Origin of the sequence: Microbacterium sp. NPDC079356, assembly GCF_049545465.1 — a bacterium.
Taxonomy (GTDB): Bacteria; Actinomycetota; Actinomycetes; order Actinomycetales; family Microbacteriaceae; genus Microbacterium; species Microbacterium gawkjiense.
Map to the genome: position 1 here is coordinate 1 of NZ_JBMWDN010000003.1, position 25,865 is coordinate 25,865.

Sequence of the window (25,865 nt, forward strand, 5' to 3'; positions counted from 1 at the left end):
CTACCTACCCCCAGCCGAGTACGCTCGACAGTGCACCCATCAAATGGAAACCGACGACTCACAGAACGTCCGGACCGAATGAAGGGGGCGGCTCACCGCCACCATCGCCGTCATCGACAATGACATCGAGAGCACCGTAGATGCCTGTCGTGTCGTCGGTGAGAAAGACCTCGGACTGCGCGCGGCGACCTGCGCTCGTGACAAGATGTGCGAGCTCTGCGCCCCGCGAGCGAAGCCGGGCGCGGACGACCACGCCTTCGCGAAGCCGACGCCAGTGAATGCCCCAGCGTTCGGCTTCCGCATCCCATGCCGCTTGGAGCGCAGCACCCGGATCCTCGTCATTCCAACCGCCCGACTCGAGCCATACTCCGAGCGCGAGGTGCGCGAGTGATCCAGCATTGTCGGGTGCGTGTGCTGCCGGAATGTCCGGTCTCGCGCGCGGGGTCACGGATACCGGGCATCTCAGCAAGCGCCCCACGGCGGTTGCGGAGACCCAGCGCAGCCCGGAGTTCATGACGAGCTGCTGGCAGCATCCTTGATGAGAGTCAGCACACGGCGGGGGTCTCGGTCGAGTGTGAACCAATCGACGAACACCACTCCGTCTGAGCTGTCGCCACCCTCAATGTGAGCGAGGGCTTCGGCCAGCCGGTCGGACATGACGAAGGAGTCTGAGCCTTCGAATGGGTGGCGCAGGACGACTGTGTACGAACCGTACTGGTCGTTGCGCTGGGCTGCCGCGACTCCAGGAATGTCCAGCGGGGTTGCGTTGTATGCCTCCGCCCATGTGGCGATAGCCCGCGATTCATCTGAATCGGTGATTCGGAGCCCTTCACCTCTCAGGAGTTTGAAGAGGTCGCGCGCGAGCCGCCAATCCAGAAGAGCGTGGTACGCCATGTTCCCGTAGTCGCGCAGGCAGCGATAGCAGGACGAGTTGCAGGCATCGCTGTGGCCTGGCTTCTCGAGTTCGGTGAGATAGTCCTCGACTGCGCCCATGAACTCGGACAAGAACGCCGCCGAGCCGAGATGCGTGCTGAATCCTGCCCCGTTCTCCAGCGTGTCTGCGAGGAACGCCTGAACGGCCGGCTGCGAGTCGCCCGCTACTCCTGAGTAAATGCCCGCCTGGAGTTCCAGCGGAAGGATATCGAGTCGTGTGGCAGCGACCGTTCGCAGCAAGAAGGCCAGCGAGTACCACCCTGCCCGGCGACCCTCCGTCACATCAAGGGCGCCGCTGGGCTGCGTGATTCCAGAGACGAGGTTGAGCCGCACACCCTTGTCAACGTCGGTGGGGGACGTGGCGCCCATGAATAGGAAGTCTGTGTGCTGCACAGACCCGAGGGCGACCTCGAACGGCTCTCCCGTCGCGAACGACTCGGGCACGAGGCCCTGATCGATTGCCTGAACCGAGATGTATCCGCCCCAGTTCGGTCCGCCGGTCGCGGTCTCTCTGAGGGGGAACAGACGCCCTCCATTGTCGTTGATGACGTATCGCGAGGCCGGTCCCGAGAGCACTTGAGCGTGATCTGTTATCGACTCGGTGAGCTCCGCTGGGTCAGCCATCGCTCGTGCCGCCATCGCGCGCGGCGACCATGAGAAGTTCCCATCGAAGTCGGTGGGCAACCCGCTCCGAAAGCCGAGCGGCTCACGCAATGGCACTGCTGTGAAGTATGACGGCCCGGCACCGCAACGCGGGCAGGTGTCGGCGCCGCCGACAGCCGCATCGCCAAGGTAAGAACAGGTTCGACAAATGGAGAGGTCGGCATGGTTTCCGAGGGCGTCGGGAACGGGTTGCGGTGCCTTGCCTTTCACGGGGTGAAAGGCCGAGATACCGACAACGGGATAGACCTTACCGTCGCGTACGACTTCACTCATGGGGGCGAACTGGCTAACGGCCATGCTGAGGTCTCGGTCGATAACACCATTCGGCGGCCACGGGTAGGAGTCCCTCGGGCGTTCGAGGTGGAGATAACGAACCGACGACGGGAAACCAAACATGGGCAGGAGCCCCGCACCCGCGAGGAGCTGGCTCAGGTGGTCGTGACCGCCGGAGGAGACCGCATCATCGATGCTCTCAAGGAGCGAGCCGAGGACTGCGTCAGCGCGTTCCAACGGGTCACCGGCGAATGCCGTACTCGAGGCTAGGGACGCGGCGATCGAAGCTACGGTACCTCGGTTAGAAGCCATCCACTTCTCGAGACGGGGCCGGATAGTGCCCGCCCAGTCGGCGGCGAGTCCAAAAGCTCCGTGCACATTCGCGGTGAGCTCGTCTCCATCGTCCGACGAGAGGTACTCAAGGGACGCCACGCGTAGAACTTCGCTCCGCAGCGAGCGGTCGAAGAGCTCTGGCCGGTTCAAGGTCAGATACGGGGGTGGGGTCGGCTCATTTGTTATTCGGTCTGGACGCTCGAAGTAATACTCGTCGTGGCTACGGCCTCGACAAATGGTGAGGGCAATGGCTACGGGCGCTCCACGACGGCCTGCTCGCCCCACCCTCTGCTGATAGTTGAATCGTGTGGGCGGCATGTTGCCGAGCACGACGGCTGAGAGCGAACCGATATCCACTCCCGCCTCCATGGTCGTCGTTACTGACAAGAGGTCGACAGCATCCGTCTTGGCGTTCTCGTCCCCCTCCAGGAACACACCCTGGAACCTCGCTTGACGGCTCTGCGCGTCGATCCGGTCAGTCTGACCGGTGAGCTCGGCGGTGTTTAACCGGAATCTTCCGTCCTCGCTCTTCGCCTTCCACGCGTAGTAATCGTCCTCATTGACGACCGCGGCGGGCTCAGCCGGAAGCCGGCGGGCACACTTGGTGCAGTAGCCGTTCCCTCGGGTGAGGTGCTGCCTCCGACACCGGTCACAGGTCCATGCTCGGCCTTCGCTGAGCCGAATGGAAACCTTCGAGGGGTCAATGAGGTATTCACGTATCGCGCTTCCCGCGCGATCGAGAGCGAGCTGACGCAGGGCCTCGGGATCATCCTGGGTTTCATCGGCGACCTTCTTGAAGAAGTTGCGGAGACGAGGCGGCGCGTCCGTTCGCACCGACCGAATCCTCAGGAAGCGACGTTGGTCCGCAAGGATGCGCAGCGCGGCGCGAGCGTTCGCAATCGCGGCATCAGAGGAGTCCGCGGGGGCCACGTCATCGGCCAACGCCAACCATCCCAGCCCTGTCGTTTCGAAGTCACGACCGCCGCCGGCATATAGGCCCTCCAGGATCTCGCTCTGGAGTGATGCGCCGATTTCTTCAATGAACGAGCGCTCACCTTCCGTGAGGCCAGCACGGGGCGCGGGCGGCGTCACCTGCCAGTTATAAAGCGACGACCAATTGACACCGTTCCTGTTGGTCAGGCTGGCGTGAGGCCCCCCCGGGCTCATGCCAAGCGCGAGCAGATCGGCGGCAACCCGCGATGACAGCTCGCTGAGGGTGACGCTCTTGGACAGCTCTGCCACTAGAGCAGGCTCAGAGGACTTATCGACAAGCGGGTTGCCATCCCAGATTTCGCGAAGCGCCGCCCACGAATGACCATCTCGCGCAGACAGACGTCCGATAGCTGCCCACGACTCGGGGGTCTTGCTGCCTGCGTGATGCGCCTGAGCCAACGCGACGTCAGCGGCCGGGTCGCCAACGCTTGTGAGCTGAACGTAGAGAAGCTGCCGAAGCAAGTCCTGGTAGTGACGTAGTCCCAGACCAGCAGAGAGCTTCGCCGCGTCTTGGCGGCTATCGGTGAAAACGATGACCTTTCGTTCTCGTTCGCAGAGGTCGTTAGCCAGCTCGGTCGTCAGCACCTGGTTGATCTTCTCGAAACCGGTGCGCATCGCGCGCACGGGCGACCGTTGCGTGAGCGGGTCCGTTGCCTTCAATGCCCCGCTGGGCCCGTACTTGATTTCCCAGTCGTCGCCGCACGACGGGCACTGGGTGGGAAAGGGACTCACGGTCGACAGGTCGCGCTTGGGTTCGCCAGTCCTGTCAAGCGCAACGCGAGCATGGAAGCTCCAGCCGGTATGACCCTCTGCTGTGTTGAGAAGTTCCCCCGAGATCGTGTTCAGTCGGCTCGGTCGGAACGAGTAGGTGACAACTTGGCCATCTCGCGTCCACTCCGTGCTGTCGAGGTTCGTGAGTGCGGCCGCGGCATTTGGCCAGTAGACAACGTAGTTGTCAGCGGTTCGCTGGAGGCTGACCTGGTCCGGCAGCTTCGCGAGCTCGGGCACATCCGCTAGGAGTGTCGTGTGGACGCGTGCGCTCTGCGGCTCTCGCTCCGGCGCGAACCCGCCGAGGAAAACGTCACCGCAGTTCTGGCAATACAGGAGCTCGAGCACTCGTGCTCCACATTCGCAACGGGTTGCTGGCTCGGCGAGCAGTTTGCCAATCGTGCGGCCTTCGTGCGGGCTAACGACGGCTGAGCACTTGGGATCCGAGCATGCCCACATGCCAGGAACGTTTCGGAAGAACAAGTGTGCACGAAGTTTTGGGTCACCATCGACAGGAGTAGCCGCAAGGCCCTCGAGAACCTTGGTGACCGCCGCCCGCGCCACGAGAGGCGCTGACTCGGGGAAGACGGCTCGCGCGACGGCGTCCAGGGTTTTAGCGGAGCTTCCATCCGCGAAGAGCGCGCTTCGGAGCGAGTCCACGAGTCCGTTGGCCCGTGCTGCGGCGGCTGCATCGCTGGGGGCGAGACGCGCCACAACGTCCGGGTCTGGGCTGGAAGCCGGTTCAACACCCGAGGGCGCCTTGTTTGAGCCCTCAACGAAGTCAAACGAGTTCGGTAGGACGTCGAAGAACTCGTGCAGGTACGTGCTGTCGCGGTGCGGGTCGAGCGACGCGGAGGCCGCCAGTACCCGCAGCTGCTCGGGACGCTCATTGAGCCCGAGACGCCTCTTTAGGTGTCGCAAGAGGTAGGCAACTTCGCTACCCGCCGTTCCGCGGTACGTGTGCAGCTCGTCAACAACGAGCGTGAAGCGATTCGCCGGGTTCTTCAGCCAATCCCGCGTGGATTCGAAGAAGTGACTATCGCGGTCGCGCAGCAACATGACGTTGAGCATCGAGTAGTTGGTGATGAGGATGTCGGGCGGGGCGTCCGCCATGTCCCAGCGCGATCGCATCTCCGCGCCGTCGAGCCGAGGCACGAAGAACTGAAGGTCGTCGTCACCACTTTCGGCGGCAAGCTCTCGTGCTCGCTTGCCGCGGGCGGCAGTGGCTTGCAGGTAGTTCCTCAGGTCGCGCACCGCAAAGTAGTTCTCCCGCGCACCTGTGACCGGCGTCGTGCCTGTGTAGCGACCGAAATAGAACCGGTGGCCGTTCCGGTGCTTGTCGAGCCAGGCGCGCACGTCGTCACTATCGAGAGCCCGGCGGAGGCGAATGAGTTGGTCGTCGACAAGAGCATTCATCGGATAGAGGACTATCGCGCGAACTGCGGCCCGTCCTGTGTCTTGCTGACGCTGGGGCACATAGGCACCTTTGTCTGCACTCCACCAGTCAGGACCGCGAGAGGAGGAACCCGTCCATCCCCTTGATTCTTGGAGTAGGGAGGACAGGAGCGGAAGCATGAATGACTCGGTCTTGCCGGACCCTGTACCGGCGGTGATGACCATGTGACGTCCATCGCTGATGCCAGCTCGCAGCGCGTCTTCCTGGTGGCGATAGAGGGCGCGCACGTCTTTCATCAGTCCGAGCGATGCAAACTCTGCAAGTTCGGGCGCGGCGCCGACTGTGTCTACGGACTCTGCCAGCGAACGACCAGTGTCTTCGTACTCGGGACGGAGCTCGAGCAACGGTTCGCGAAATACTCCCCCGTCGCGATTCAAGAGGGTCCTGCGCTCGGCCTGCAGAACGGAGTCAGCGAGCCCGAACGGCGTGTCGTAATACTTGAAGTAGGCATCCCGGAGGTGCTCGAATGTCTGTACTGCATCAAGGTGACGCTCGACGGGCGTGTTCATCAGGGTCTGGTCCCTCTCACTCAACGGCCAGGGTCTGGCCCAGCGAAGTGCAGACTCGTGCGGCGACCGTACGAGGCACGTTGTCGAAAATCGCAGTGGCGGCGACGGCGCCGAACCGAGGCGGAAAACCAGTGCAAAGCGCCAGGGCGCGACTATGGAGCGCTGGAAGTGGCGCGCCCCAGTCCACGAAGACGGTTCCAGTATCTGCGACCTGCCGGCCTGGCTCAGGACGCCACCGGATGGCTGACTCGTTTCGCCGGACGAGTTCGGCGAACACTCCGGCAGACAGATCGCAGGTGAACCACTCGTCGTCCCGACGTGTCAGATGACGCCACCTGCCATTGACCTTCTCCCGGTAGAGGCCCGGCGGAGGCTCCAACTGGGTCGGCCTGACAACCTGCCATTCGCGCGGGAAGAGCGCCCCAAGCTTCTCGAGTGCGGAGCCATAGGCCGGTGGCCCGGTCGGCAGGACGGGTTTGGTCGGGACAAGACTGCGTGCGATTCTGTCGCAGCTTAGGCCTGCGTTCGTTGCCTCGGCAACGTGAGCGACGTCGATGAGCTCCTGTGCAGCTGAGAAGGGCGCATACAAGGTTTTCGGCGCGGGAACCTCGTCCGAGCCGCTCTCGCGACGCGCTTCCTCGATCCATATCTCTGCATCACTGAGAGCGCGAACGGCTCGGAGTCTCCGCCTGCCTGCGAGGACGGCGAGCCCATCGCCGCCGGGAAGGGCAACGACTGCTGCGGGTGCAATCGCCCAACGACCAGCGTCCCAATCCAGCTCGCAGTGCCCGAGAGAGGACATGTCTTTCAACCAGCGCCCACTCGCGTGGGCGGGTAGGTCAAGGTTCACCGTCCTACACATCCATTCGATGCGAGCACGCAGATTCACGATGGTCCCAGATCCCACCTCGCTCATCCAGCGGAGCAGGATGTCGCCAATGGACTCATCCATCGATCAGTCCGATCTGAAGTTCCCAGAACGCCGGACCGTTCGCTCCGTCCGCCGTGCTCGCCCACGTCCGAAGAACGTCGAAATCAGCGCTGACCTCGCGGCTCCCGTTGGGCCGGAGCTCGGTGAGAAGCCATTTTCCACCCGTGCGCTGAGCGACCCACCTTGCCGAGTCGTTGACGGTCACCTCGAAATGAGTGGGGATGTAGTCGAAACCCGTTCCGTTCAAGAAGCTGGGAGGGCCCGGCTCAGAACACCGCTTTGTGACGCCGCCATCGTGAAGAACCCAGGTCTCACGACCTCTCCGGACAAGGTGTGCGCCGCAAGAAGGGGAGGTGGTCACAACCGCTCCAACAATCTGCGTCTCGGACGTCGCGGCCTCAAGGGTGCTTTCGCGCGACCATCCGAACGAATACGCGCCAACAGGAGCCCCGGCGACCGGGGACTCACTGAGCAGCGTGAACGAGAGTGATTGACCGTCGGCGACGACCTCGACCACGCCTTCAGGCTGCGGGAAGCGACGCACTTCGAAAGGGAAGCCGCTTGCGGTGACGACCTCTTCGATCCCATTCAGAGAGAGCAGGACGATGCGGGGCTCTTCTGCTGTCGGCAGCAGGAGGTCGGGTTCGCCACCGACCATGTAGGTGTTCTGCACAAGCTCTCGCGAGAGTGGAAGGCCGCGAACGAAGCGAGCTCGCGGCGTCAGAGCGGGCGCCACTCCGTGCGAGCGAAGCAATGGGTCGTCGCGTAGCGCTCCCGCGAGAAGGTGCGGGTCGGTGAAGCGGACGTCCACGAACAACTTGAACCCAGGGAGGATCGCATTGCGGCCCTGGTTGCGTACCACCCAGCCGGGCGCGGCTGCGCGCTGAATAAGCCGCTCCACAGATGCTGACTCGGACGACACTGCCGCGATCAGGTGAGGTTCGAAGGGTGTGATGCCTGCCGATGTTGACCATGCTCCGGTTTGCGGGTCGCTTACGAAGATGAGGACCGGCGACCTGGGGAACTCCGCCGTGAACGCTTCGCCTCGCAATCGGAAGCCCTGTAGGACCAGCTCGGGGGTGACCGGTGGCGCGCCGTCAGAGGCGTAGTACCTGGACGGCGGCCTGTGCGACAGAATCACGGTCTGGTCGGTTCCGGACGGACCGCTCAGCTTGACACTCTCACCTGCACCGTCTTGAAGCGGGAAGAGCCATCGCGCGGTCATCTGCTCCGGGTCGAGCCCCAGCTTGATGGCGAGGCGGCGTCGGCCGTCTGACGTGATGACGAGACCATCCCACGCCTCGGCGAAGGCACGGACGAGCGAGCCGAGAAGCGGGCGCATTTCGTCACTACGCAGAGCATCCATGAAGGTATCCGAGAGCTGGTTGCGACCCGCTGTCGTCCACACATCGAGGCCACGCAAGATTGCGTCTTCATTAGGCACGCCGGACGTCTTCATCCTCATCGCGCGGAAGAACCGAGTTAGTTCTGCGCGATCACGGCGTTTGAGTAGCGCCTGGGACAACGGGTACCCAATGCGGGTGAGGCGTTGTTCGTCGGTTCGAATCGTAGACACTCCGACGCGACCGTTCTGCGCGACAATCCAGTCGTGAAGTGCGCTCCACATGTACACAACGTCGATAAACGATTGAGCCGACAAGTCGTTGCGGAGCTCACCGAGCTGGGTCGGCGTGCCCCCGGGAACCAACGCCTCCGCCAGCCGCAGATAGTAGTTGGTCGAGAGCACGTGCCCGTCGGAGTGCATACGAGTAGCTGCGAGCACGCTGATTGCGAGAACAGGAAGAACTGGAGGCGGCTGCGCCTGGTCTCCAAGCTTCCATAGCCGACACGCCGTGGACACCTTCGCGAAGTAGTTGGTGCCCGGATTTGTCGATTTAACGCTGCGGATTGCCTCAGCCAGGTCACCAGCGGGGTCAGCCACGTCGGCGAGAAGGCGGGCCAGCTCGTCGTCGTCGACGAAGAGCACAACTGGCCCATTGTGTTCAGGGAGAAATCTATCCGAGAGCGCCGCCTGCCACCGCGCATAACGTCCTTCATGGACCGATGCCATCGCCTACCCCCCGACCCACACCTTATCGACCCGGAACGACACTGAGAATAGGGCGGGCGTCTGCGCGGGAATGCTCAGCCTCGACGGTCATCAGTCTGAGCCGAAGTGCTCGACATTCACGTTCGAGCATGCTCTCCCTTGATCGCCACCTCTTGGCCGCCGCAACCAGCACGCGCGCAACGTCCATCGCAGCGGGAGTGGCATCTCCCGGGAAGTCGAAGGTCCGGCGCCCCCGCGAATCATTACGGTCGCGAGGGACTGCCGAGCGCCTACACGCAACACTCGTCGTCGTCGTGGGCGATCTCTGCGTCGAGCAAGAGACAATGTCGTCATCGCCGTTGCAGTACACGCGTAAGCGAAGGTAGGCCCCGGCCGTGGGACCTGACGATGCAGCGCCCTCACGGCGTAAGAGTATGCAGGCGAACCGCCGACGCGATAGCAAGCCTGAAGTCGCGTTGCGGTCACGTCTTCACGCTGCGGGGTACCGCTATAGATGTGACCTTCGCCTGGTGTTCGGAACCGAAGCGGTCAGGCCCGACATCGTTTCACCAAGCGCCACGTCGCTGTCTTCGTAGATGGGTGTTTCTGGCACTCATGCCCCGCGCACGGTGCAGACCCCAGAACGAACGTCGACTATTGGGGCCCAAAGCTTGCCCGCAACCGCGAGCGTGACATCCGAAATCAGCGAGTACTCGAGGAAGCGGGATGGTCAGTGGTCCGAGTGTGGGAGCACGAAGATCCGAGCGATGCGTTCAAGAAGGTGGCGGCCGCGGTACAACAAACTATCTGTGAGGGATCCGAGGCGCCGGGCCGCTAACCGTCTCGCGATCGTCCGCGGCCCGCCAGATCGCGCCGTCGACCTCAAAGGTGTTTACGTCATCCTCGCTGGCAGCGGTAACGCGGAGACTGACCACTTCTCCCGGCTCCGGCACGGGCACGCCAAGCTGCGTCGCAACCTTGCGATGCAGCGCATAGTCACCTCCCAGGATCACGTATCCCTCGGGACGGAGGATGCTGCGCGCACCTCCGTTCTCACGCACTCGCTTCATAAAGTCGTCCTGCTGAGCGACCGTGGCGACCGCGTTGCGCCCAATGCGTCGGCGAACGATCCGGCGGAAGAGCTCATTCACGCGCGCCTGCCCGGATAGCCCGGGCGCGAAAATCGCAGCGACATCGACGGGGTTAGCCTGAAGAAGCACATTCGGCGGCAGCGCCCCAGGTCGGTGCAGCCACCTGACGGCGTCGCGTCCGGCTGCATTCAGACCGACCTTGGCGTCTCGGTTGGCGCCTGGGCGCAAGTGATCCTTGGACGCCCGGACGACACCAACCGCGAACTCGCTGGCTGCGTCGTTGACGTAGCCCAGGAACAGCAGATGGCCCATAGCCTCCGGCGGGATCATCCAGCCCCCCATCCGCTGCGAGAACTTGCAGTCGACGTCGTGCTGACGAATCCGGTAGTCAAGATTGACGCCTTCGTCGATCACATCATCGAACTCGCGCCGGAGGTTGATCTCAAACAGGGTGCCGAAATGGGTTCGCTCGGTTTTGTGCAGCTGCGCCCACGAGTACCTCCCAGTCCTCTGTCCGTCGTAAAGCTGGTCGAGTGTTCGGCGCATCATGCGGGCGGTGCGGGTTCCGTCGGGATCCGCGCGCTCGAAGGCGCGGAAGACGTCGACGAGCGCGAGGTCTGTTTCGTGCTCGACTGGGTCGAATGACCACTCGCCTACAAGCTGGTCTGGCAATGTCAGCTGACGCGGTTGCGATGCTGCGCCACGAAGTTATGACGCAGGTGGTCCTGCTGGCCGGTGAATCCTTTGAACGTGCCCAAGCGGTAACGCGTCACACCTGACGAATCCGTAAGCACCTCCAAATCGAAGTCGTGCGACAACGCGGTGATCTTTCGCTCGACGGAGGCCACGCTCCCTTCGTTGTGCGCACGTACGAGATCCGCCAGAGAAAGCGCATCTGACGCATTGGCCAGCGCACGGTAAACAGGATCGTGCAAATCGATCGACTGCGCGAGATCCTGTCGGGGCGTGCCCTCGTGACTTAGGGCGGCGATGATTCGCGCGCCAACTGCCTCGGCGACAGGCGGCGGGAAGGCGTTCCCGATCTGACGGTACTGCGAGGTCTTTCGGCCGCTGAAGATCCAGCCGTCCTCAGGTTTCCACCCTTGTACACGAGCAGCCATCTCGATAGTTAGCCTTGGGTGCCACTCGGTAGGCGAGGGTGCGTCGGCGTCCGGAGCGGCATCAGCTATCCCTCGCCCATCAACGTGCAACTTCGCCCAGCCTTGTTTGGCTCGGGTCGGGCCGAGATCCGCGCCCCCGTGCTTCTTGCTTCCACCGACAAGGGTCGGACCCACGTCGTTTGCTAGAGCACTCCACTCATCCGCGCCTTCCCATCCACGAGCCGCCATCAGATCGCGGAGCGCGTTCCCAACAGTGGTGTGACCATTCTCGCTCCGCTCGGGGAAACGGAAGTAGGCGTGGTCCTCAGGACGCATCGCCACGAGCACGAAACGCGGGCGAAGCTGCGGCACGCCGAAGTCGGAGGCATGCAGTAGCTTCCACTCCCCGATATATCCGAAGTTGTCGAGCCGATCGATCACATGCTGGCGGTAAGCAGCGAAGCGAGGGGAAGAGAGACCCCGCACGTTCTCGAGCATCACAGCGCGTGGCTGGATGATACCCACCTGCTCGATAGCCCATGCGAAGAGATCTCGCTCGTCCGACGAGCCCAATTGCCTGCCTGCGATGGAGAACGGAGGGCAAGGCACGCCGCCCGCAAAAAGCGTCACTCCGACGTGATCCCGCGGATCCCATACTTCGGGATTTGCCACGTCTCCGACCGCGACGGACGCGCCGAGATTGGCTGCGAGCGTGGATGCTGCGGTCGGGTCGATCTCGACCGCGAGAGAGTGTTTGAACCCGGCCTTGTGAAGCCCCAGCGATTGGCCTCCGGCGCCGGCGCAGACCTCGACTACGGTGAACTCAGACGCGTTCGTGTCACTCACGTCTCGATAGTACGAGGCGCCACCGACAGCCGCCGCATTCTGTTGCGCGAGCCGTGTCGACGGTCTCTTTCGGGCCGGGCGACCCTTACGGTTCTTTGGACTCTCACTGAAATGCGGGGATCGTCAGTTTCGCACGTGTGTCCATCGGACTCATTCGGTCGGGTGAGTATCGGCGCGGTCCGCCAGCTCACGAGCAGCAAGCTTGGCCATCGCTTTCACGTCGCCCGCGGAGGATGCCTGGAGAGTCGCCTTGGCGACGGCACGCTCGCGCTCGATGCGACGGACTAACTCTGCAAGGTCACCGTTGGGAAGCGCCGGCATCGAAGCGGCGGGCGGTAGAACACGCGCACCCGCTCGCGCGCGGGACGCTAGTGACCCAAGAGAGCAGATTGCTCAGTTTTCCGACGAGGCAAATTTCGCCCGAAACGCTCGACTTTGGCTCTCTCGCACGTCGCGCGGAGGCCGTTGCCGACGCCTATTCTTGGCTAACCTAATTCTCAGAATGCAGCAAAAAGCGGGGAAAAGGCCATTTGTGTGGTCTGAACTCAGAAGAAAACCCTGGCCAGAGGCAAAAAGAGACTGTGCCCCTGGAGGGACTCGAACCCCCAACCGTTTCCTTAGGACGGAACTGCTCTTCCATTGAGCTACAGAGGCTGGCCCGTCGAGTCTACCGATCTCCCGGTGACCGGTAGGTTCGCGACATGACCGTCCGGCGCGCACTCCCCCTGCTCGCCGCGACCGCATTGCTGCTCGCGGGATGCGCCGGCCAGCCGCCACACGACCCGCCCGCAGGGCCTCAGCTGCCGCCCGTCGGAGCACAACTCGACTACCAGCTCGGCGGCGCCTACAACCCACCCGACGGCGTCGAGATCGTGGTCCGCGACCGGGCCGCGGCATCCGTCGACGACCTCTACTCCGTCTGTTACGTCAACGGGTTCCAGACGCAGCCGAGCGAACTCGACGCCTGGCCCGACGACCTCTTGCTCCGCGACGACGACCGCGAGCCGGTCATTGATCCGGACTGGCCGGACGAGGTCATCCTCGATACCCGCAAGGCGGACGAGATCGCGAAGATCGTCGGGCCGTGGATCCGCGACTGCGCGTCCGACGGGTTCGACGCCGTCGAGTTCGACAACCTCGACACCTACACCCGCACCGACGGCGCCCTCACCCGCGACGACGCGCTCGACCTCGCGACCCTGCTCGTCGACACCGCGCATGACGTTGGACTGGCGGCCGGACAGAAGAATGCCGCCGAGGATGCCTCCCTCCTACACTCGCGCGCCGGCTTCGACTTCGCCGTCGTCGAGGAGTGCGCGGCTAATGCGGAGTGCTCCGCCTACAACGAGGTCTACGGCGATCGCGTCCTCGCCATCGAGTACACCGACAATCTCCCCCGCCCGTGGGACGAGATCTGCGGCGACCCGGAGACACCGGCATCCGTCGTTGTGCGGGACCGGGGCCTCGTCACGCCGGATGACCCGACGTATGTATATGAGACGTGCGAGTAGGAACCGACTCGGTTACTCGCTCACGGGCACGTGCGTCCTGAGGTATTCGCGAAGCGCAGGATCGCAGACGTAGATGTATGTCCCGCGGATCCCGCGCGTGAGCAGGACCCCGTAGATGTTGCGGATGAACGTCAGCAGATCGTCGTCGGAGTAGACGACGCCGAGTTGCTTGTTGTTCTCCTTGCCCTTCGCATCGTGATACGTCGCACGATCGACGAACAGCCGGCCGCTCGCCTCATCGAATCGCAGGTCCGGTCCGACGATCACGCCCGCGTAGTTCAGGTCGTAGCCCTGCACGGTGTGAATGGATCCGACCTCGTTCACCGAGTTTGCCTGGTTGATCCAGTCCTTGTCGGTGCTGTTCCACCTCAGCCGAACATCACCGATCTCGATGTCGAAGGCTGACGGGTCCTTGCGGCTTCGCCACTTCCACGCGTAACCGGCGAGGAGTCGGGCAAGCCCGTGTTCCCTCTCGCGCTCGAGAACCTGACGACGCATCTCGCCGAGGTCATCGAAGAAGCGCAAGTCGTAGTCCCCCAGACCGCGGAGCGCGCCCGGCGACGGCTCGCCACGGAGAAGGCCGCGAATGCCCGCCACGTAGTCCGATCCCGCGGCGACGCGCATTTGGGTCATCAAATGGAAGGCACGGTTCTCGGCCTTCGCCTGCTCGAGAATGCCGCGGAGGGTTGCCAGTGGCAAATCAGCCGGTCGAACCGTCTGCTCCGCATCGAGGAGGAAGATCTGGTGCTTGCTCTTTGCGCGGATCCAATCCAACTGAGTCTTGGACAGATCATCCGCACCGAACAGGTCCGCATTGATACTCGAGAACCGCTTGTTGTTGACCCCGGACGACTGGTTCGCCCGCTGGTTCAGCCGGTGCGTTTCATCGACGAGGAGAATGTCCCATTCTTCGGGAGACGCACCGACATCGAACGGCGTGAGGACCTGAGCCTGACTCAGCTTCGGGGTCTTCCGAAAGACCCGCTTGATCGACTCCCGAAGCGACTGCTGCGGCACCACGATGCCGATACGAAGGTCGCGAAGGAGCTCCCTGTTCTCGGGGACGAAGTGCTCGGCGAACACCGAATCGGGTTCGAAATCGACCGCTGAGTCGTAGTCACGGATGTCGGCGAGCAGCTTCATGAGATAGATCGCGACGATCGTCTTGCCCGTGCCGGGGTGCCCCTCGATGACGCTCGTCGACGTGCCTCCGACGGCGAGATCCTCGAAAAGTCCATCCAGGATGTTCTCCACCGCGCCAGCCTGCTCGGCAGTGAGCACCTTGAACGGCGACAGCTTGAAGAGATCGCTGTTCTCGATCTCGGGGATGGTCTGTCGGAACAATCCTTCGGAGCGAAGCTGATCGAAGATGTCGGCGAAGCTCTCGCGATAGATCTCGCGCTCGTAGTAACGAGCGTCAACGATCCCCTCGTTGCCGTTGACCACCTCGAACTGCCCGTCGCCGGCTAGCCATCTGATCAGGTGGGACTCTAGGTCGAGACACGCGGACTTGTTGAACGTCTCGTCGAAGACCACACGTACGTGGCGGAAATTCGCTTTCGACGCACTGGCGAGGTGCTGCCGCATCCGGGAACCCGCATTGACGGTCTCACCCACGTACACCGACGATGTACCGGCTTTGCCTGCACCATCAAGTACATAGACCACCGGCCAATTGCGCCGACGATCGTCGGCTCGGGCCCAGGCATCCGCAGCGTCCTTCGCGAACGGAAAGCGCTCGATCTCAAAGGGCGTCATATTTGGCGCTGGTCCCCTTCGCGCGGTCGACGGGATACTTCTGCGCCGTTGTTCGGAGCTTCTCGAGCACGATCTCGTCGAGATCGAGACCAAGCTTCTCGGCAAGGAGGGTGCAGTACGTCACCACATCGGCAAGTTCTTCTCGAACGCGCGCGGCATCCGCGTCGTCACTCCACTGAAAGCATTCGAGGAGTTCGGCGGCCTCGATCGAGACGCTCTTGGCGAGGTTCGCCGGTGAGTGGAACTGAGCCCAATCGCGCTCCTCGACAAAGTCGCGCAGCGCACGCCTGACCTGCTCACTCGTCACAGGACCGACGCTATCAGCGCCTCGAACGGAGCTCAGCGATACCGGATCACCGCTTCGCGAATGGCGTCCGCGTACTCGTAGATCTCGTCGAGCGTCTCGATCGGATGCCGGGTCTCGACCTTCGCCTCATCGAGAAGCCCGAGGTACTTCTGCTTTCCGTTGAAGTGCAGGCGAGCGAGCGGCTTGCGGTTGTTGTCGTCGAGGAGGACCGCGAAGTAGCTCTTGGCGTCACGGTGGGTGACCCGCTGCGGCTTCGTCTCACCACACGCGATCGCCTTGACGATCTGGTATCCCTCGAGTTCCTCAAGAGTCGTCTCGATCTCGGTGTCGCGATCGAGGTCGTCCTGCACGACCGGTTCGCTCGTCACTGCGGGCGGTTCGGTCGGAACACGAACACCCACCCCCGCGCCGAGGGCGGTCTTCAAGCGGTCGTTGACGCTTTCGTTGAGGAACTGACGCGCGGCCTTGGTCACAAGGCTCGTGAACTGCTCACGGACACGCTGGGTATACGAACCCTCGTAGACCTTTTGAGCGAAGTATTTGATCCAGTCGTCACTGGGCTCGCGGAACTGCGCGGCGATCTCACGCTTGAGGGCCCCCACATACTTAAGCTCTTCCGCGGCATTGATGATGGACTCGAGGTCGAAGTTGTCTTTGCTCAGCTTCTGAACTTCAGGGATCAGGGTCTCGTCGATGTCGAGCAGGTCGAGCACAAGGAAGGGCTTTGCGTCCATCCGGTTCGGTGCGTCCAGGTCTGTGAAGAACTGCCAGATCACGCCGTTCGTCAGCGCAGCGATACGCGCATTCGTTGTGGCGAAGTAGCGGAAGAGCTGCGATGCGTGCTCGATCTTCGGCGCCCCCGTCGACGCCTTGCACTCGATCAGGATCTGGACTTCGCCGTCTCGCATGATGGCGTAGTCGATCTTCTCGCCCTTCTTGATACCGACGTCAGCGGTGAACTCGGGCACGACCTCGAGAGGGTCGAAGACGTCGTACCCGAGGATGGTTGAGATGAACGGCATCACAAACGCATTCTTCGTCGCTTCTTCTGTGCCAATTGCTGACGCCTGGTTTTCTACCTTGGCGGCGAGTGCACTCAGGCGGTCTTGAAACTCCATTGTTTCCCCCATTGGTTCGAGTTAGTCGAGGCTATCGACCAGCGCCGGATCGGGAAAGCGCCACGCCCCGAGCACACCCGAACGCCCGCGAGAGCGCACCAGAACATAACGGCGGTCAGCACGGCTTCACCTCATCGGGCGATGCACCCCACCACCCCGTCTGACAGACTGCCCCCATGCGCCGCGCCTCGACCTTCCTCACCCTCGCGACCACCGCACTCGTGGCGACCGGATCGCTCACGGCGTGCTCGGCAATGGAGATTGTCGCGACGAGCGAGAAGCCGGCCGCGACCCCAGAAGCGCCCGAGTCAGCCGGAGCCCCCGGCCCCAACGCCCCCGACTGGGAGGGCCTCCCTTCCACCCCGGTCTCCCCTGCGGAGTACGCCGACACCTACATGCAGGCCAACCCGCACCACATGCTGCATCGCAACCTCGACGGCATCCTCGAGTACTACCGCGACGCGGCGACGGCGTTCCCCTTCCCGCTCCCGGCCGGCTACTCCTTCCCCGTCGACCCCGGCTACTACGACCGCCCCCAGGACGGACCGAACTGGGCCGAGGTCGTCACTGCCAACCGCATCTGGAGCTACTTCGAATACGCCAACGTCGACGCCGCCCGGGCTGCGTTCGACCGCGGTGACGAGGATGCTGCGCTCGGATACCTCGACGTCATCCGCGACGCGTACCTGTCGGACGCGTTCCCCAACAACTACGAGGGCACGTCGCCGCAGGACTGGTACGACGGCGTCTACAGCGGTATGCGCGAGGGCGACTTCACCCTGCAGGAGAACTTCATCTTCAACCCGTTCCCCTGGGAGCCCGGACAGTCCTGACGCGTCACTCCGTCGGCGGCGGCTCGCCCTCGTTCTTGCCCGACCCGGCCTCGCGCCGCAACTGCGCGAACCCGGCCACGATCAAGGCAAACGCCACGGGGATGAACAGCAGCTTCACCCACCACTCCGCGCCGGTGAAGAACAGCAGCGGCGCCACCCCGGCGAACGTCGCCCCGATGAAGTACCAGACCGCGACCGGCGCCTCGGACTGTTCTTCCGTCATGGATCACTCCCTCCGCGGTTCGAGGCTAGGCCGGGCCGCACCCGGCGGACCTCCCTCTCGCGACGGAAATCAGTCGGCGGCGTTGCGCTCCTGTTCGATCACCTGCTCGAGCTCGGCGATCCGCTCGCGTCGGTCGTCCGCGGACGCCGGGTGCAGATCCCGCAGGAACGCGTGGAAGATAGCCCCCGCGGCTGACTCGTCGACCGTCAGGCGCGCCGCGATCGCGGCGACAGCCTCGTCGTCGGTCGTCGTCCCCTCGAGCGCGGAGACGATGTCCGGCAGGCGGGATGCCGCATCCGACACCGCCCGTTGCTGGTTCAGTTCCTGCGTCATCTCCCGCAGCGACCAGCCCGAATCGTCCCACCTCCCGCTCGGACGGAGCGCGTCGATGGATGCGGGGGTGGCGATGATCGGCAGCGGCGGAGCCTTCACCTGCAGCGGCACCAGCCACGCGTGCAGGGTCGCGTCTCCCGGCTCCAGCCGCGCCCACTGCTCCCGATCGATCACGACCGGGACGCGCGCGTACTCACCGGGATCGAGCGCCACCGCCGGCACCCCATCGGACGCCATCCAGTGCATCATGACGCGCGACTCAGCCGGTCCCGTCACGGCGCCCACGACGTGGAACCTGTCGCCGTCGGGCTCCCACCGCTGCTCGCCCTCATTGACGATGTCGATCGCGACTCCGTCGGGCCCGGCATCCGTCCGCTGACCCGTCGGCCATCGCAGAGCCAACCCGCGCCGCCGCTCGGCGTAGCTTGCGCGCAGCCGCGCGGGTCCCTCCTCGGGCCAGACGCTCTCGCCCTCGCGGACGGACCCCACCCACCACGTCAGACGGTCAGCATCCGCCGGCGCACCGATGATCGCGCTCGCCTCATGTTGCCGGAGGATCCGCCACCCCTGCGCCACGGGAACCCGAATCGGCTCCGCGCCGAGCCGCCGCACGAGATCGAGGAACGGCTCCCCGTCGCCATCGAGCGCGGCAGGGTCGACAGCATGATTGTGCAGGCGCGGCAAATCATCGTCACGAGTCATGCCGTCATGGTCGCACGCGCGACCCATCCCTCACGCCGGTAGGCGCCGCCGCAGCATCACGAGACCGACTCCGATCGCCGCCATCACCAGCAGCGCGACACCGGCCCAAATCCAGCTCTCGGACGAGAGACCCACCGGAGGCGCGGCATCCCGCACGTTCTGCGCGAACCGCGCCGACACAATCTCCGCCACCCGGTCGATGGGCGTCGCCACGCGGATGTCATCGAACCGCGCCGAGCCGACGGGCGTCACCACACCCGCGTCGAGCGTGTACCAGGCGGCGATCGTCGGATCCTCGATGATCGTCACGCCCGCCGCGACATCGACGAGCGCCGCCGCGGTCGCGGCATCCCCGTCGATCCCGGCGAACCTCCCGTCCGAGTCCGGCGTCTCACGCCATACCCGGTAGACGCCGACAGCCTCGCCCGACGCGGACACGATCGGCGCCACCCACTCGTTCATCGCCGACACCGGGTCGCCCGCCTCGCCCGCGATCAGCGACGCACTCCACGCGTGCACGCGATGCACGGTGCCGAAGGAAGCCGCATCCGCGAGACGTCCGAGACCGCTCGCCTCGTCTGACCCGAGCGCGACCGCCTCTTCCACCGAGAACGCGGCGATCACGTCGGCGGGGGTGTCGTCCTCATCAGCGGATGCCGCGGCTCCCCCGAACCCGAGCACGCTCAGTGTCGCGATCACACCCAGGACGGCTCGCCATCGCTTCCCGCTGCCGACCATGCACGCACCCCTTCCCTCGCGCTGAACGTACCGCGAGCGCGCCGCGCGAAGGATCACGATCCGGACGCGATCGACACTTCAAACCTAAAGGGTGTAGGTTAACTCCTCGTGCCCCGCGCGAACCTCTCCCCCGATGCCCTCACCAGAGCGGCGGTCGACCTCATCGACGCCGACGGACCGGGCGCGCTCTCGATGTCGGCGCTCGCCCGCCGCGTCGGCGTGCAGACCGCCAGCCTGTACGCCCACGTCCGCGACCTTGCCGCGCTCCGCAGCGCCGTCCAGGCCGCCGTCTTCACCGAGCTCGCCGACACCATCGGCGACGCCCCCACCCTCCGCGACCTGGCGCACGCGCAGCGCGCCTACGCCTTCGCGCACCCGGCGCGCTGGGCGATGATCTCGCAGCCGGTCGAGCGCGACGAGATCACCGAGCCGGCGGCATCCCGCATCTCGGCGCTCGTCGTCGGCTCGCTCGGCGACTACGCCCTACCCGAGGGCGAGACCGTCCACGCGGTCCGCTTCGCGAGCGCCACCATCGCGGGCTACCTCGCCCTCGAATCCGCCTCGTCATTCGCCCACCGCGACGAGACCACCGACACCTCCTGGAACCGCGCCCTCGACGCCCTCGACCGCGCCCTCCGCACCTGGACTCCGAAGGACCCCTCATGATCGACATCGCCCTCGACACCACCACCGTCCGCGGACTCGCCGAACTCGAACCCACCGGCCGCGGCCTGCGCCTGCACCGCCTGCCCGCCTGGGTCCGCGCCCAGTACCCCGAGCCGCAGCTGCTCGGCGTTGAGGCGCAGCCCGCCGGCGCCCGCATCGCAGTGCGGACCGCGGCATCCCGCCTCGAGCTCGATCTGCACTCGACGCGCGCCACCCTGCGCGGGCTCTCCCGCCCGCGCGGACGCGTCGACGTCCGCATCGGCGGCGCCCTGCACGACAGCGTCGAGCTCGACGGCGGCGACACCCTCGACACCGATCCGGCCACCGGCATCCGTCAGCTCGTCGACGGACCCGCGCAGCGCATCACCGTCGACGGACTCGACCCGCGCGAGAAGCTCGTCGAGCTCTGGCTGCCGCACAACGAGACGATCGAGCTCCTCGCGCTGCGCGCTGACGCACCAGCCTCCCCCGATACGACCGAGCGCCCGCGCTGGGTGCACCACGGCAGCTCGATCAGTCAGGGCTCCAACGCGACGCAGCCGAGCTCCACGTGGGTCTCGCTCGCCGCCCGCCGCGCCGGACTCGACCTCCGCAACCTCGGCGTCGGCGGCAGCGCGCAGGTCGACCCGTTCATGGCCCGCGTCATCCGCGACACCCCCGCCGACGTCATCAGCGTCGCGCTCGGCATCAACGTCGTGAACGCCGACGCCATGCGGCTGCGCGCGTTCGTCCCGGCGGTGCACGGCTTCCTCGACACCATCCGCGACGGCCACCCCGACACGCCCCTGCACCTCATCACGCCGATCTGGTGCGGCATCCACGAAGACACCCCCGGCCCCGGCATCATCGAGCCCGAGTCCTTCGCCACCGGCACGCTGCTCTTCGGCGCGGCCGGCACCCCCGGCGACACCGCGGGCGGACGCCTCACACTCCGCGTCATCCGCGACGCCCTCGCCGACATAGACGCCCACCGCGACGACCTGAACCTGCACCTCGTCGACGGCCTCGCCCTCTACGGCGAAACGGATGCCGCCACCCACCCGCTCCCCGACCGACTCCACCCCAGCCCAGAGGCGCACCGCCTCATCGGCGAGCGCTTCGCGGCGATCGCGTTCTGAGCGTCAGCCGCTGCCGAATCACCGCTCGCGCGCCGAATCACCACCCGAATGCGCACATCTCGCTGGTGACTCGGGAGCCGGATGGTGATTCGGCGGGAATGCCGGCAGCCGCGCGCCCGTGACCGTCAGGCCTTGTAGGCGGCGAGCTGCAGCAGGTTGCCGACGGTGTCGCTGAACACCGCGGTCACGACCGGCCCGTGATCGATCGGCGCCTGCGTGAACTCGACACCCAGCCCCTGCAGCCGGTCGTACTCGGCCGCGACGTGGACCTCGTCCTAGCAATGCAGTCGCACCGGCCGATAGCGTGCGCGTGTGAGTCCTGCCGCACGACCCCACGCGTCGTTTCGTCGAGCTCTCGCGATCCTCATCGCGACCACGACCTTGCTGCTCTCGGCATGCGCACCCACCTGGGAGCAGGCGGTTCCGGCCATCGGCTACGCGATGTGCTCCGACGACCCCGAGCTGATCACCATCACCTACGAGTCCGGGCGCGGAGTCGAGTCCGCCGAGGCGCGCCAGGCCGGAACCCTGGGGCAGGTCTTCCTCTCGGTCTATCTCACGGGCTCGGGCTCGTACCCGGCGGACGCCTCGCCGGCGACTCTGGTCGCGCAACTCGACGGACCGCTCGACGGTCGCTCGGTGGTCACCTTCGACGATCAACCCGTCCCCGAGGTCGACTGCTGACGCCGCCTCACCCCACCGGATAGTCGACGTACGCGAACCGCGATCCGTCCGGGGTCCAGCTGTTCACGTTGATCGTCCCCTGCCCGCCGAAGACCGTCGCGACGGTCTCGGGATGCCGCCAGTGACCGTTCCGCACGAGGCGCAGCTCGACCTCGAGGTCGGCCGGGTGCCCCTGCGTCCCCGGCGGGAAGCTGATGTAGACCGCATCCCGGCCCGTCGGCGACGGGTGCGGAAACCAGTTCACGCGGTCGTCGAACGTCAGCTGCTCGAGCTGCGACCGGTCGCGGTGCATCCGCGCGATCTGGGCGTGCCCGGGCGTCTCGGAGAACTGTTCGGTGTTCAGGTAGATCCACGATCCGTCGGGCGCCCACTCGCTGCCGTCGGCGACCTCGCCCGTCGTGAGCGCCTCATCATCCGACCCGTCGATCCGGGCCGTCCGCAGGTCAGCCGACAGCACCCGCCCGTCGTCGATCGACAGCGCCGTGTACGCGATCCACGCGGCATCCGGGCTCACCCCGTGCAGGAAGTGCATGAACGGATCGTCCGGATCCGTGATCCGCACACCCTCTCCCCCGGCGCGCGGCGCACGGTAGATCTGGCCGTCATTCGCCGACAGCAGGATGTCGGCCGTCCCCGGCACCAGCACGTGATCGTTGTTGATCGGTGGGATGCCGGTGAGCGGCACCTCGCTGAGGTCGCCCGCGTCGGCATCCGCTTCGAGCGACCACAGCTTTCCCGCGCCGTTCAGCAGCAGACCCTCCGGCGCCCAGTTCGGCGCCTCGAGCAGGATCTCGTCGGTCTCGAACACGATGCGATCTGTGCCCGTGACGACGTCGTACACGTGCACGCGGCAGCGCTGCCCGTCGAGGGCGAAGTCGCGCGGCGGAAAAACGGTGATGGCCATGCCTCACCGTATCCGGCTGTCAGCGGTCCTCGTCGAACCCCTCGTTCTCGGTGCGCATCTGCTTTATATGCGCTTTCGTGAGCTGATCCTTCGGCGTCTGCTGCACGACCGACCACTCCGGGTCGTCGGCCGAGCCCCCGAGGACGCACTCCTGGTAGTACTGCCCGAACTCGTTCTCGGCGAGGATCGTCACGTACCACTGCGGGTCGATCGTCCGCTCGTACGCGGTCGGATCCCCGACCTGCGTGTCGCCGGCGCCCAACCCGTTCCGCTGCTCGGCGGCGCACAGCTCTCCCGCCTGCGCGGCGCTCATGCCGGCGGCATCCGGGTCGGTGCCGTTCGGCGGCTCGACGGGACGCGTCGCCGGCGGACCGTTCGGCGTCGGGGTCGCGCTCGGCGACGGCGACGCGGAGGGCGTTACCGACGGCGACGGCGCCGACGCGGTCGGCGCCGGAGACGACACGGATGCCGTGGGTGTCGGCACGGGCTCGGGGGCGCACCCCGCGAGCAGCAGCACCGCGACGGCGGCGAGCGCACCGGAACACGCGCCGGCCACCGGCATCCTCATCCGCGCCATCGTTGCCTCCCCGAGAGATCGAGGCTCCAGTGTCTCACCGGAGGTCGTCGGGGGTCTGAATCTCCTCGCGCGCGTTGAACCAGCCGAGCCACCCCGTCTCGGTCTGGACGACCTCGTACGGCTCGCATGCGAACACCTCGGTCGGCAGCGGCTCGCCGAGCTCGCCGTAGCGGTCGTCGAACGGCAGCGCCAGACGCTCCTTCTTCTCGCAGCCCTCCGGAGCGTTGCCGCCCTCGACGGCGATGACGGAGTTGGTCTCGTTGTTCGTGGCGGTGTTCTTGATCTTCGTGGCATCCGCCGGGATCCACTCCGGCATGGCGACCCCGACCCAGCCCTTCTCAGCGGCCGCGCGGTCGTCGAACTCCTCGGAGTGCACCTTCTCGAGCACGTCCATCGGGTTGCAGGCGGCGAGAGTCAGGGCGAGGAGCGGTGCGACGAGGCCAGCAGCGGCGGCGAGACGAAGACGACGGGACGACGGGGATGCAGTGAGGTGGGACATGACTCCAGCCAAGCCGCTGCCCCGCCGCGCGGAATCGGCCCGCGTGATGATCCGTGTACGCCGGGCGGATGATCCCGCGAACCTCCGTAAACCGTGTGAGTGCTGGGGCAAGGTGTGTCAACGGTTGCAGGACGAGCCGATTCTCGGAATCGTGGCCGACTCACGCCCGCAATCCACGGAAGGGAGCATCATGCTCACTCTCACCGAGAACGCCAGCAGCGCCGTCAAGAACCTCGCCTCGCAGATCCCCACCGAGACCGGTGGACTCCGTATCGCCGAGGCCGCCGACCCGCAGAACGGGTACGCCCTCTCCCTCGCCCCGGCTCCCGCCGAGGGCGACACCGTCGTCGAGAGCGACGGCGCCCGCGTGTTCGTCGACCCGGCCGCCGCGGTCGCGCTCGACGACCGCATCCTCGACGCCCGCGTGCAAGAGGACGGCGCCGTCGGCTTCGCCCTCGCGCAGGCCGTCTGAGCCAGAACTTCCCGAGAGCCCCGGACCGATCGGTTCGGGGCTCTCGCGCGTCAGGGCCGGGGTCAGAACGAGGCGCCGATGCGCTTGCGGAGTCTCCGCAGATCCACGGATGCCGGGATCGTCCATTCCCCCGCGCCGCCGTCGAACTCGACGCGCACCACCTGCGCGCGCTGTTCGATGTCGTCGAGATACGAGATCCGGAGCGCCTGCGATGAGACCGCGACGCCCGTCAGCTCGAGCTCGCCGAGCGTGATGGTGCGGTGATCGACGATCGCTTCCGCCGAGATCTCCTCGCCGCGCGCCATCCCGTCCGCCGCGCCGTCGATCAACCGGAAGCGACCGTGGATGAAGCGCGGTCCCCGGAGAGCCTCGCGCGCTCCCACGACCGCCTCGCCGAGGAACTCGAGCACGTCAGCCAGCATCCGCCGATCCTCGCACCGATCGGCGTCAGCTCGTCACGCCATGCGGTCGACGCGCGCCTTCACCTTCGCCGGGCGGGCGATCGCCTGCACACTCGCAACGATGCAGGCGCCGCTCGTCGCGAGGAGCACGACGGCTCCGATCAGCATCAGGACACCCAGCACGATCACGGGCATCGGGTTGGTGATGAACAGCACCCCGAGGATCGCGAAGCCCGCCGCGACGACGAGGAACACGAGGCTGATGAAGATCGCGATGAACGCGCCCGAGCCCATCTGCTTCCGCTGCATCGCTGCGTTCCGTTGTGCCTGGTTCGACATGGTGGCCTCCGACCCTCGATCGTCCCCTCACGGTACGGGCGCGGGTCGAGGCGATCCCAGGGGTTGCAATCTCGGCAGGAACACTCCTGAGATGGTGGACGCGTGCGCCCCCTCCCGTCTCTCCCGCGTCGCTCGCGGCGGAGTCGCGGCATCCCTCGCCACGTGGGCCGCACTGCTCTCGCACGTCGCCACCGGCGGCGCGATGCCGGGTTGGCTCGGTGTCGCGGTGCCGCTCGTGCTCTCGGTCGCCGTCTGCACCGCCCTCGCGGGACGCCACCTGTCGCTCGTCCGGCTCGCCGTCGCCGTGTCCGCGAGTCAGCTGCTCTTCCACACGCTCTTCGTCGTCGGCGCCGTCACCCCGTCGGGCGCGGCGCACGCGCATCACCTGCCCGTGATGACGGATGCCGCGGCCCCCGCGGCGATGCACGCCGACCCGCTCATGTGGGCCATGCACGGCGTCGCCGCGCTGCTAACCGAAGCGGTGCTGCACCGCGGCGAGCGCGCGGCCCGGCGCCTGCTCGCCGTCGCGGTTGACCTCGCCCGCTGGGCGCGGCGCCGCATCCTCGCCGCCGTCCTCGTTCTCGACGCGAGCGACCGGCCCGCGCTCGCTGCAGCACCCGCCGTCGTGCCGGCGCTGCGCTCGGTCACCCTCCGGGTCGCCGCCGGTCGCGGACCGCCGCGCGCGCTCACGATCTGACACGCGCCGCCGTCCCGCTCTCGATGAGGGATGCCGCGG

General features: G+C 65.7%; 25 protein-coding genes and 1 tRNA gene. 8 read left to right on the forward strand and 18 right to left on the reverse strand.

Annotated elements, in window-relative coordinates; all coding sequences use genetic code 11:
- Positions 1 to 58: 58 nt before the first annotated feature.
- Genes ACPEH0_RS08570 through ACPEH0_RS08585 form a run of 4 tightly spaced genes read right to left on the reverse strand, consistent with a single transcriptional unit; the run spans position 59 to position 8,846 of the window.
- Positions 59 to 514: a hypothetical protein gene (locus ACPEH0_RS08570; RefSeq protein ID WP_366214198.1), complete on the reverse strand. Its 456-nt coding sequence runs from the start codon at positions 512 to 514 to the stop codon at positions 59 to 61.
- Positions 511 to 5,928, reverse strand: coding sequence for a DEAD/DEAH box helicase (locus ACPEH0_RS08575; RefSeq protein ID WP_366214197.1), 5,418 nt, complete (start codon positions 5,926 to 5,928; stop codon positions 511 to 513). Before ACPEH0_RS08575 ends, ACPEH0_RS08570 begins: the two co-directional genes overlap by 4 nt.
- A gap of 16 nt (positions 5,929 to 5,944) precedes the next feature.
- On the reverse strand, positions 5,945 to 6,880 hold the full coding sequence (locus tag ACPEH0_RS08580) for a hypothetical protein (RefSeq protein WP_366214196.1): 936 nt from the start codon (positions 6,878 to 6,880) through the stop codon (positions 5,945 to 5,947).
- Positions 6,873 to 8,846, reverse strand: coding sequence for a hypothetical protein (locus ACPEH0_RS08585; protein WP_366214195.1), 1,974 nt, complete (start codon positions 8,844 to 8,846; stop codon positions 6,873 to 6,875). Before ACPEH0_RS08585 ends, ACPEH0_RS08580 begins: the two co-directional genes overlap by 8 nt.
- Before the next feature lie 497 nt (positions 8,847 to 9,343).
- On the opposite strand from ACPEH0_RS08585, the gene ACPEH0_RS08590 reads away from it, so the two are divergent.
- Positions 9,344 to 9,505, forward strand: coding sequence for a hypothetical protein (locus ACPEH0_RS08590; protein ID WP_359921306.1), 162 nt, complete (start codon positions 9,344 to 9,346; stop codon positions 9,503 to 9,505).
- A gap of 207 nt (positions 9,506 to 9,712) precedes the next feature.
- Here the strand turns inward: ACPEH0_RS08590 and ACPEH0_RS08595 are convergent, their stop codons facing one another.
- The 3 genes from ACPEH0_RS08595 to ACPEH0_RS08605 form a co-directional block, all read right to left on the reverse strand.
- The gene (locus ACPEH0_RS08595) at positions 9,713 to 10,672 is read right to left on the reverse strand and encodes a NaeI family type II restriction endonuclease (protein WP_366214194.1); all 960 of its coding nucleotides are present in this window, start codon (positions 10,670 to 10,672) and stop codon (positions 9,713 to 9,715) included.
- Between the two features lie 2 nt (positions 10,673 to 10,674).
- Positions 10,675 to 11,946: a DNA cytosine methyltransferase gene (locus ACPEH0_RS08600; protein WP_366214193.1), complete on the reverse strand. Its 1,272-nt coding sequence runs from the start codon at positions 11,944 to 11,946 to the stop codon at positions 10,675 to 10,677.
- Positions 11,947 to 12,528: 582 nt separating this feature from the next.
- A tRNA-Arg gene (locus tag ACPEH0_RS08605) sits at positions 12,529 to 12,600 on the reverse strand.
- Positions 12,601 to 12,647: 47 nt separating this feature from the next.
- Between ACPEH0_RS08605 and ACPEH0_RS08610 the strand changes: the two genes are divergently transcribed.
- Positions 12,648 to 13,457 carry an endo alpha-1,4 polygalactosaminidase gene (locus ACPEH0_RS08610; RefSeq protein ID WP_359917876.1) on the forward strand — a complete coding sequence of 270 codons (810 nt, stop codon included), beginning with the start codon at positions 12,648 to 12,650 and terminating at the stop codon, positions 13,455 to 13,457.
- Positions 13,458 to 13,469: 12 nt separating this feature from the next.
- On the opposite strand, the gene ACPEH0_RS08615 is transcribed toward ACPEH0_RS08610, so the two are convergent.
- The 3 genes from ACPEH0_RS08615 to ACPEH0_RS08625 are packed head-to-tail and all read right to left on the reverse strand — an operon-like array spanning position 13,470 to position 16,640.
- Positions 13,470 to 15,215, reverse strand: coding sequence for a DNA/RNA helicase domain-containing protein (locus ACPEH0_RS08615; RefSeq protein ID WP_366214192.1), 1,746 nt, complete (start codon positions 15,213 to 15,215; stop codon positions 13,470 to 13,472).
- Positions 15,202 to 15,522 carry a nucleotide pyrophosphohydrolase gene (locus ACPEH0_RS08620; protein ID WP_311284163.1) on the reverse strand — a complete coding sequence of 107 codons (321 nt, stop codon included), beginning with the start codon at positions 15,520 to 15,522 and terminating at the stop codon, positions 15,202 to 15,204. Before ACPEH0_RS08620 ends, ACPEH0_RS08615 begins: the two co-directional genes overlap by 14 nt.
- A gap of 32 nt (positions 15,523 to 15,554) precedes the next feature.
- On the reverse strand, positions 15,555 to 16,640 hold the full coding sequence (locus ACPEH0_RS08625; RefSeq protein WP_366214191.1) for a type I restriction endonuclease: 1,086 nt from the start codon (positions 16,638 to 16,640) through the stop codon (positions 15,555 to 15,557).
- 176 nt (positions 16,641 to 16,816) lie between these two features.
- Here ACPEH0_RS08625 and ACPEH0_RS08630 point away from each other — a divergent pair, with 176 nt between their 5' ends.
- Complete coding sequence (locus ACPEH0_RS08630; RefSeq protein ID WP_366214190.1) at positions 16,817 to 17,473, forward strand: hypothetical protein; 657 nt, start codon at positions 16,817 to 16,819, stop codon at positions 17,471 to 17,473.
- A gap of 4 nt (positions 17,474 to 17,477) precedes the next feature.
- Here the strand turns inward: ACPEH0_RS08630 and ACPEH0_RS08635 are convergent, their stop codons facing one another.
- The 3 genes from ACPEH0_RS08635 to ACPEH0_RS08645 form a co-directional block, all read right to left on the reverse strand.
- Positions 17,478 to 17,696, reverse strand: coding sequence for a hypothetical protein (locus ACPEH0_RS08635; protein WP_366214189.1), 219 nt, complete (start codon positions 17,694 to 17,696; stop codon positions 17,478 to 17,480).
- Positions 17,697 to 17,765: 69 nt separating this feature from the next.
- The gene (locus tag ACPEH0_RS08640) at positions 17,766 to 18,731 is read right to left on the reverse strand and encodes a hypothetical protein (RefSeq protein ID WP_366214188.1); all 966 of its coding nucleotides are present in this window, start codon (positions 18,729 to 18,731) and stop codon (positions 17,766 to 17,768) included.
- Between the two features lie 30 nt (positions 18,732 to 18,761).
- On the reverse strand, positions 18,762 to 19,469 hold the full coding sequence (locus ACPEH0_RS08645) for a hypothetical protein (RefSeq protein ID WP_366214187.1): 708 nt from the start codon (positions 19,467 to 19,469) through the stop codon (positions 18,762 to 18,764).
- Between the two features lie 108 nt (positions 19,470 to 19,577).
- Between ACPEH0_RS08645 and ACPEH0_RS08650 the strand changes: the two genes are divergently transcribed.
- The 3 genes from ACPEH0_RS08650 to ACPEH0_RS08660 all read left to right on the forward strand — a co-directional run bounded on the left by ACPEH0_RS08650 (position 19,578) and on the right by ACPEH0_RS08660 (position 21,937).
- Positions 19,578 to 20,135, forward strand: a complete 558-nt coding sequence (locus ACPEH0_RS08650) for a TetR/AcrR family transcriptional regulator (RefSeq protein ID WP_366214186.1) — start codon at positions 19,578 to 19,580, stop codon at positions 20,133 to 20,135.
- A complete protein-coding gene (locus ACPEH0_RS08655; RefSeq protein WP_366214185.1) occupies positions 20,132 to 21,253 on the forward strand; it encodes a GDSL-type esterase/lipase family protein in 1,122 nt (373 codons plus the stop codon). Before ACPEH0_RS08650 ends, ACPEH0_RS08655 begins: the two co-directional genes overlap by 4 nt.
- 312 nt (positions 21,254 to 21,565) lie before the next feature.
- The gene (locus tag ACPEH0_RS08660; RefSeq protein ID WP_366214184.1) at positions 21,566 to 21,937 is read left to right on the forward strand and encodes a hypothetical protein; all 372 of its coding nucleotides are present in this window, start codon (positions 21,566 to 21,568) and stop codon (positions 21,935 to 21,937) included.
- 7 nt (positions 21,938 to 21,944) lie between these two features.
- Here the strand turns inward: ACPEH0_RS08660 and ACPEH0_RS08665 are convergent, their stop codons facing one another.
- The 3 genes from ACPEH0_RS08665 to ACPEH0_RS08675 are packed head-to-tail and all read right to left on the reverse strand — an operon-like array spanning position 21,945 to position 23,917.
- Entirely contained in the window at positions 21,945 to 22,841 is an 897-nt protein-coding gene (locus ACPEH0_RS08665; RefSeq protein ID WP_366214183.1) for a TolB family protein, read from the reverse strand.
- 19 nt (positions 22,842 to 22,860) lie between these two features.
- Positions 22,861 to 23,409 (reverse strand): hypothetical protein, encoded by a 549-nt coding sequence (locus ACPEH0_RS08670; RefSeq protein ID WP_366214182.1) that lies wholly within the window; start codon positions 23,407 to 23,409, stop codon positions 22,861 to 22,863.
- 43 nt (positions 23,410 to 23,452) lie between these two features.
- On the reverse strand, positions 23,453 to 23,917 hold the full coding sequence (locus tag ACPEH0_RS08675; RefSeq protein ID WP_366214181.1) for a hypothetical protein: 465 nt from the start codon (positions 23,915 to 23,917) through the stop codon (positions 23,453 to 23,455).
- Positions 23,918 to 24,107: 190 nt separating this feature from the next.
- Here ACPEH0_RS08675 and ACPEH0_RS08680 point away from each other — a divergent pair, with 190 nt between their 5' ends.
- Complete coding sequence (locus ACPEH0_RS08680; RefSeq protein WP_217532342.1) at positions 24,108 to 24,389, forward strand: HesB/IscA family protein; 282 nt, start codon at positions 24,108 to 24,110, stop codon at positions 24,387 to 24,389.
- A gap of 62 nt (positions 24,390 to 24,451) precedes the next feature.
- Here the strand turns inward: ACPEH0_RS08680 and ACPEH0_RS08685 are convergent, their stop codons facing one another.
- Entirely contained in the window at positions 24,452 to 24,811 is a 360-nt protein-coding gene (locus ACPEH0_RS08685; protein ID WP_366214179.1) for a hypothetical protein, read from the reverse strand.
- Positions 24,812 to 24,844: 33 nt separating this feature from the next.
- Entirely contained in the window at positions 24,845 to 25,129 is a 285-nt protein-coding gene (locus ACPEH0_RS08690) for a hypothetical protein (RefSeq protein WP_366214178.1), read from the reverse strand.
- 91 nt (positions 25,130 to 25,220) lie between these two features.
- On the opposite strand from ACPEH0_RS08690, the gene ACPEH0_RS08695 reads away from it, so the two are divergent.
- Positions 25,221 to 25,826, forward strand: a complete 606-nt coding sequence (locus ACPEH0_RS08695) for a hypothetical protein (RefSeq protein WP_366214177.1) — start codon at positions 25,221 to 25,223, stop codon at positions 25,824 to 25,826.
- The last annotated feature ends 39 nt before the right edge of the window (positions 25,827 to 25,865 follow it).

Excerpts from the sequence above, each read along its gene's own strand:
- ACPEH0_RS08665 (WP_366214183.1), bottom strand. The coding sequence starts at position 22,841 with ATGGCCATCACCGTTTTTCCGCCGCGCGACTTCGCCCTCGACGGGCAG.
- ACPEH0_RS08610 (WP_359917876.1), top strand. The coding sequence starts at position 12,648 with ATGACCGTCCGGCGCGCACTCCCCCTGCTCGCCGCGACCGCATTGCTG.
- ACPEH0_RS08695 (WP_366214177.1), top strand. The coding sequence starts at position 25,221 with ATGGTGGACGCGTGCGCCCCCTCCCGTCTCTCCCGCGTCGCTCGCGGC.
- ACPEH0_RS08630 (WP_366214190.1), top strand. The coding sequence starts at position 16,817 with ATGCGCCGCGCCTCGACCTTCCTCACCCTCGCGACCACCGCACTCGTG.
- ACPEH0_RS08590 (WP_359921306.1), top strand. The coding sequence starts at position 9,344 with ATGCAGGCGAACCGCCGACGCGATAGCAAGCCTGAAGTCGCGTTGCGG.
- ACPEH0_RS08670 (WP_366214182.1), bottom strand. The coding sequence starts at position 23,409 with ATGAGGATGCCGGTGGCCGGCGCGTGTTCCGGTGCGCTCGCCGCCGTC.
- ACPEH0_RS08680 (WP_217532342.1), top strand. The coding sequence starts at position 24,108 with ATGCTCACTCTCACCGAGAACGCCAGCAGCGCCGTCAAGAACCTCGCC.
- ACPEH0_RS08575 (WP_366214197.1), bottom strand. The coding sequence starts at position 5,928 with ATGAACACGCCCGTCGAGCGTCACCTTGATGCAGTACAGACATTCGAG.
- ACPEH0_RS08580 (WP_366214196.1), bottom strand. The coding sequence starts at position 6,880 with ATGGATGAGTCCATTGGCGACATCCTGCTCCGCTGGATGAGCGAGGTG.
- ACPEH0_RS08690 (WP_366214178.1), bottom strand. The coding sequence starts at position 25,129 with ATGTCGAACCAGGCACAACGGAACGCAGCGATGCAGCGGAAGCAGATG.
- ACPEH0_RS08615 (WP_366214192.1), bottom strand. The coding sequence starts at position 15,215 with ATGACGCCCTTTGAGATCGAGCGCTTTCCGTTCGCGAAGGACGCTGCG.
- ACPEH0_RS08635 (WP_366214189.1), bottom strand. The coding sequence starts at position 17,696 with ATGACGGAAGAACAGTCCGAGGCGCCGGTCGCGGTCTGGTACTTCATC.
- ACPEH0_RS08675 (WP_366214181.1), bottom strand. The coding sequence starts at position 23,917 with ATGTCCCACCTCACTGCATCCCCGTCGTCCCGTCGTCTTCGTCTCGCC.
- ACPEH0_RS08570 (WP_366214198.1), bottom strand. The coding sequence starts at position 514 with ATGAACTCCGGGCTGCGCTGGGTCTCCGCAACCGCCGTGGGGCGCTTG.
- ACPEH0_RS08640 (WP_366214188.1), bottom strand. The coding sequence starts at position 18,731 with ATGACTCGTGACGATGATTTGCCGCGCCTGCACAATCATGCTGTCGAC.
- ACPEH0_RS08625 (WP_366214191.1), bottom strand. The coding sequence starts at position 16,640 with ATGGAGTTTCAAGACCGCCTGAGTGCACTCGCCGCCAAGGTAGAAAAC.
- ACPEH0_RS08645 (WP_366214187.1), bottom strand. The coding sequence starts at position 19,469 with ATGGTCGGCAGCGGGAAGCGATGGCGAGCCGTCCTGGGTGTGATCGCG.
- ACPEH0_RS08685 (WP_366214179.1), bottom strand. The coding sequence starts at position 24,811 with ATGCTGGCTGACGTGCTCGAGTTCCTCGGCGAGGCGGTCGTGGGAGCG.
- ACPEH0_RS08655 (WP_366214185.1), top strand. The coding sequence starts at position 20,132 with ATGATCGACATCGCCCTCGACACCACCACCGTCCGCGGACTCGCCGAA.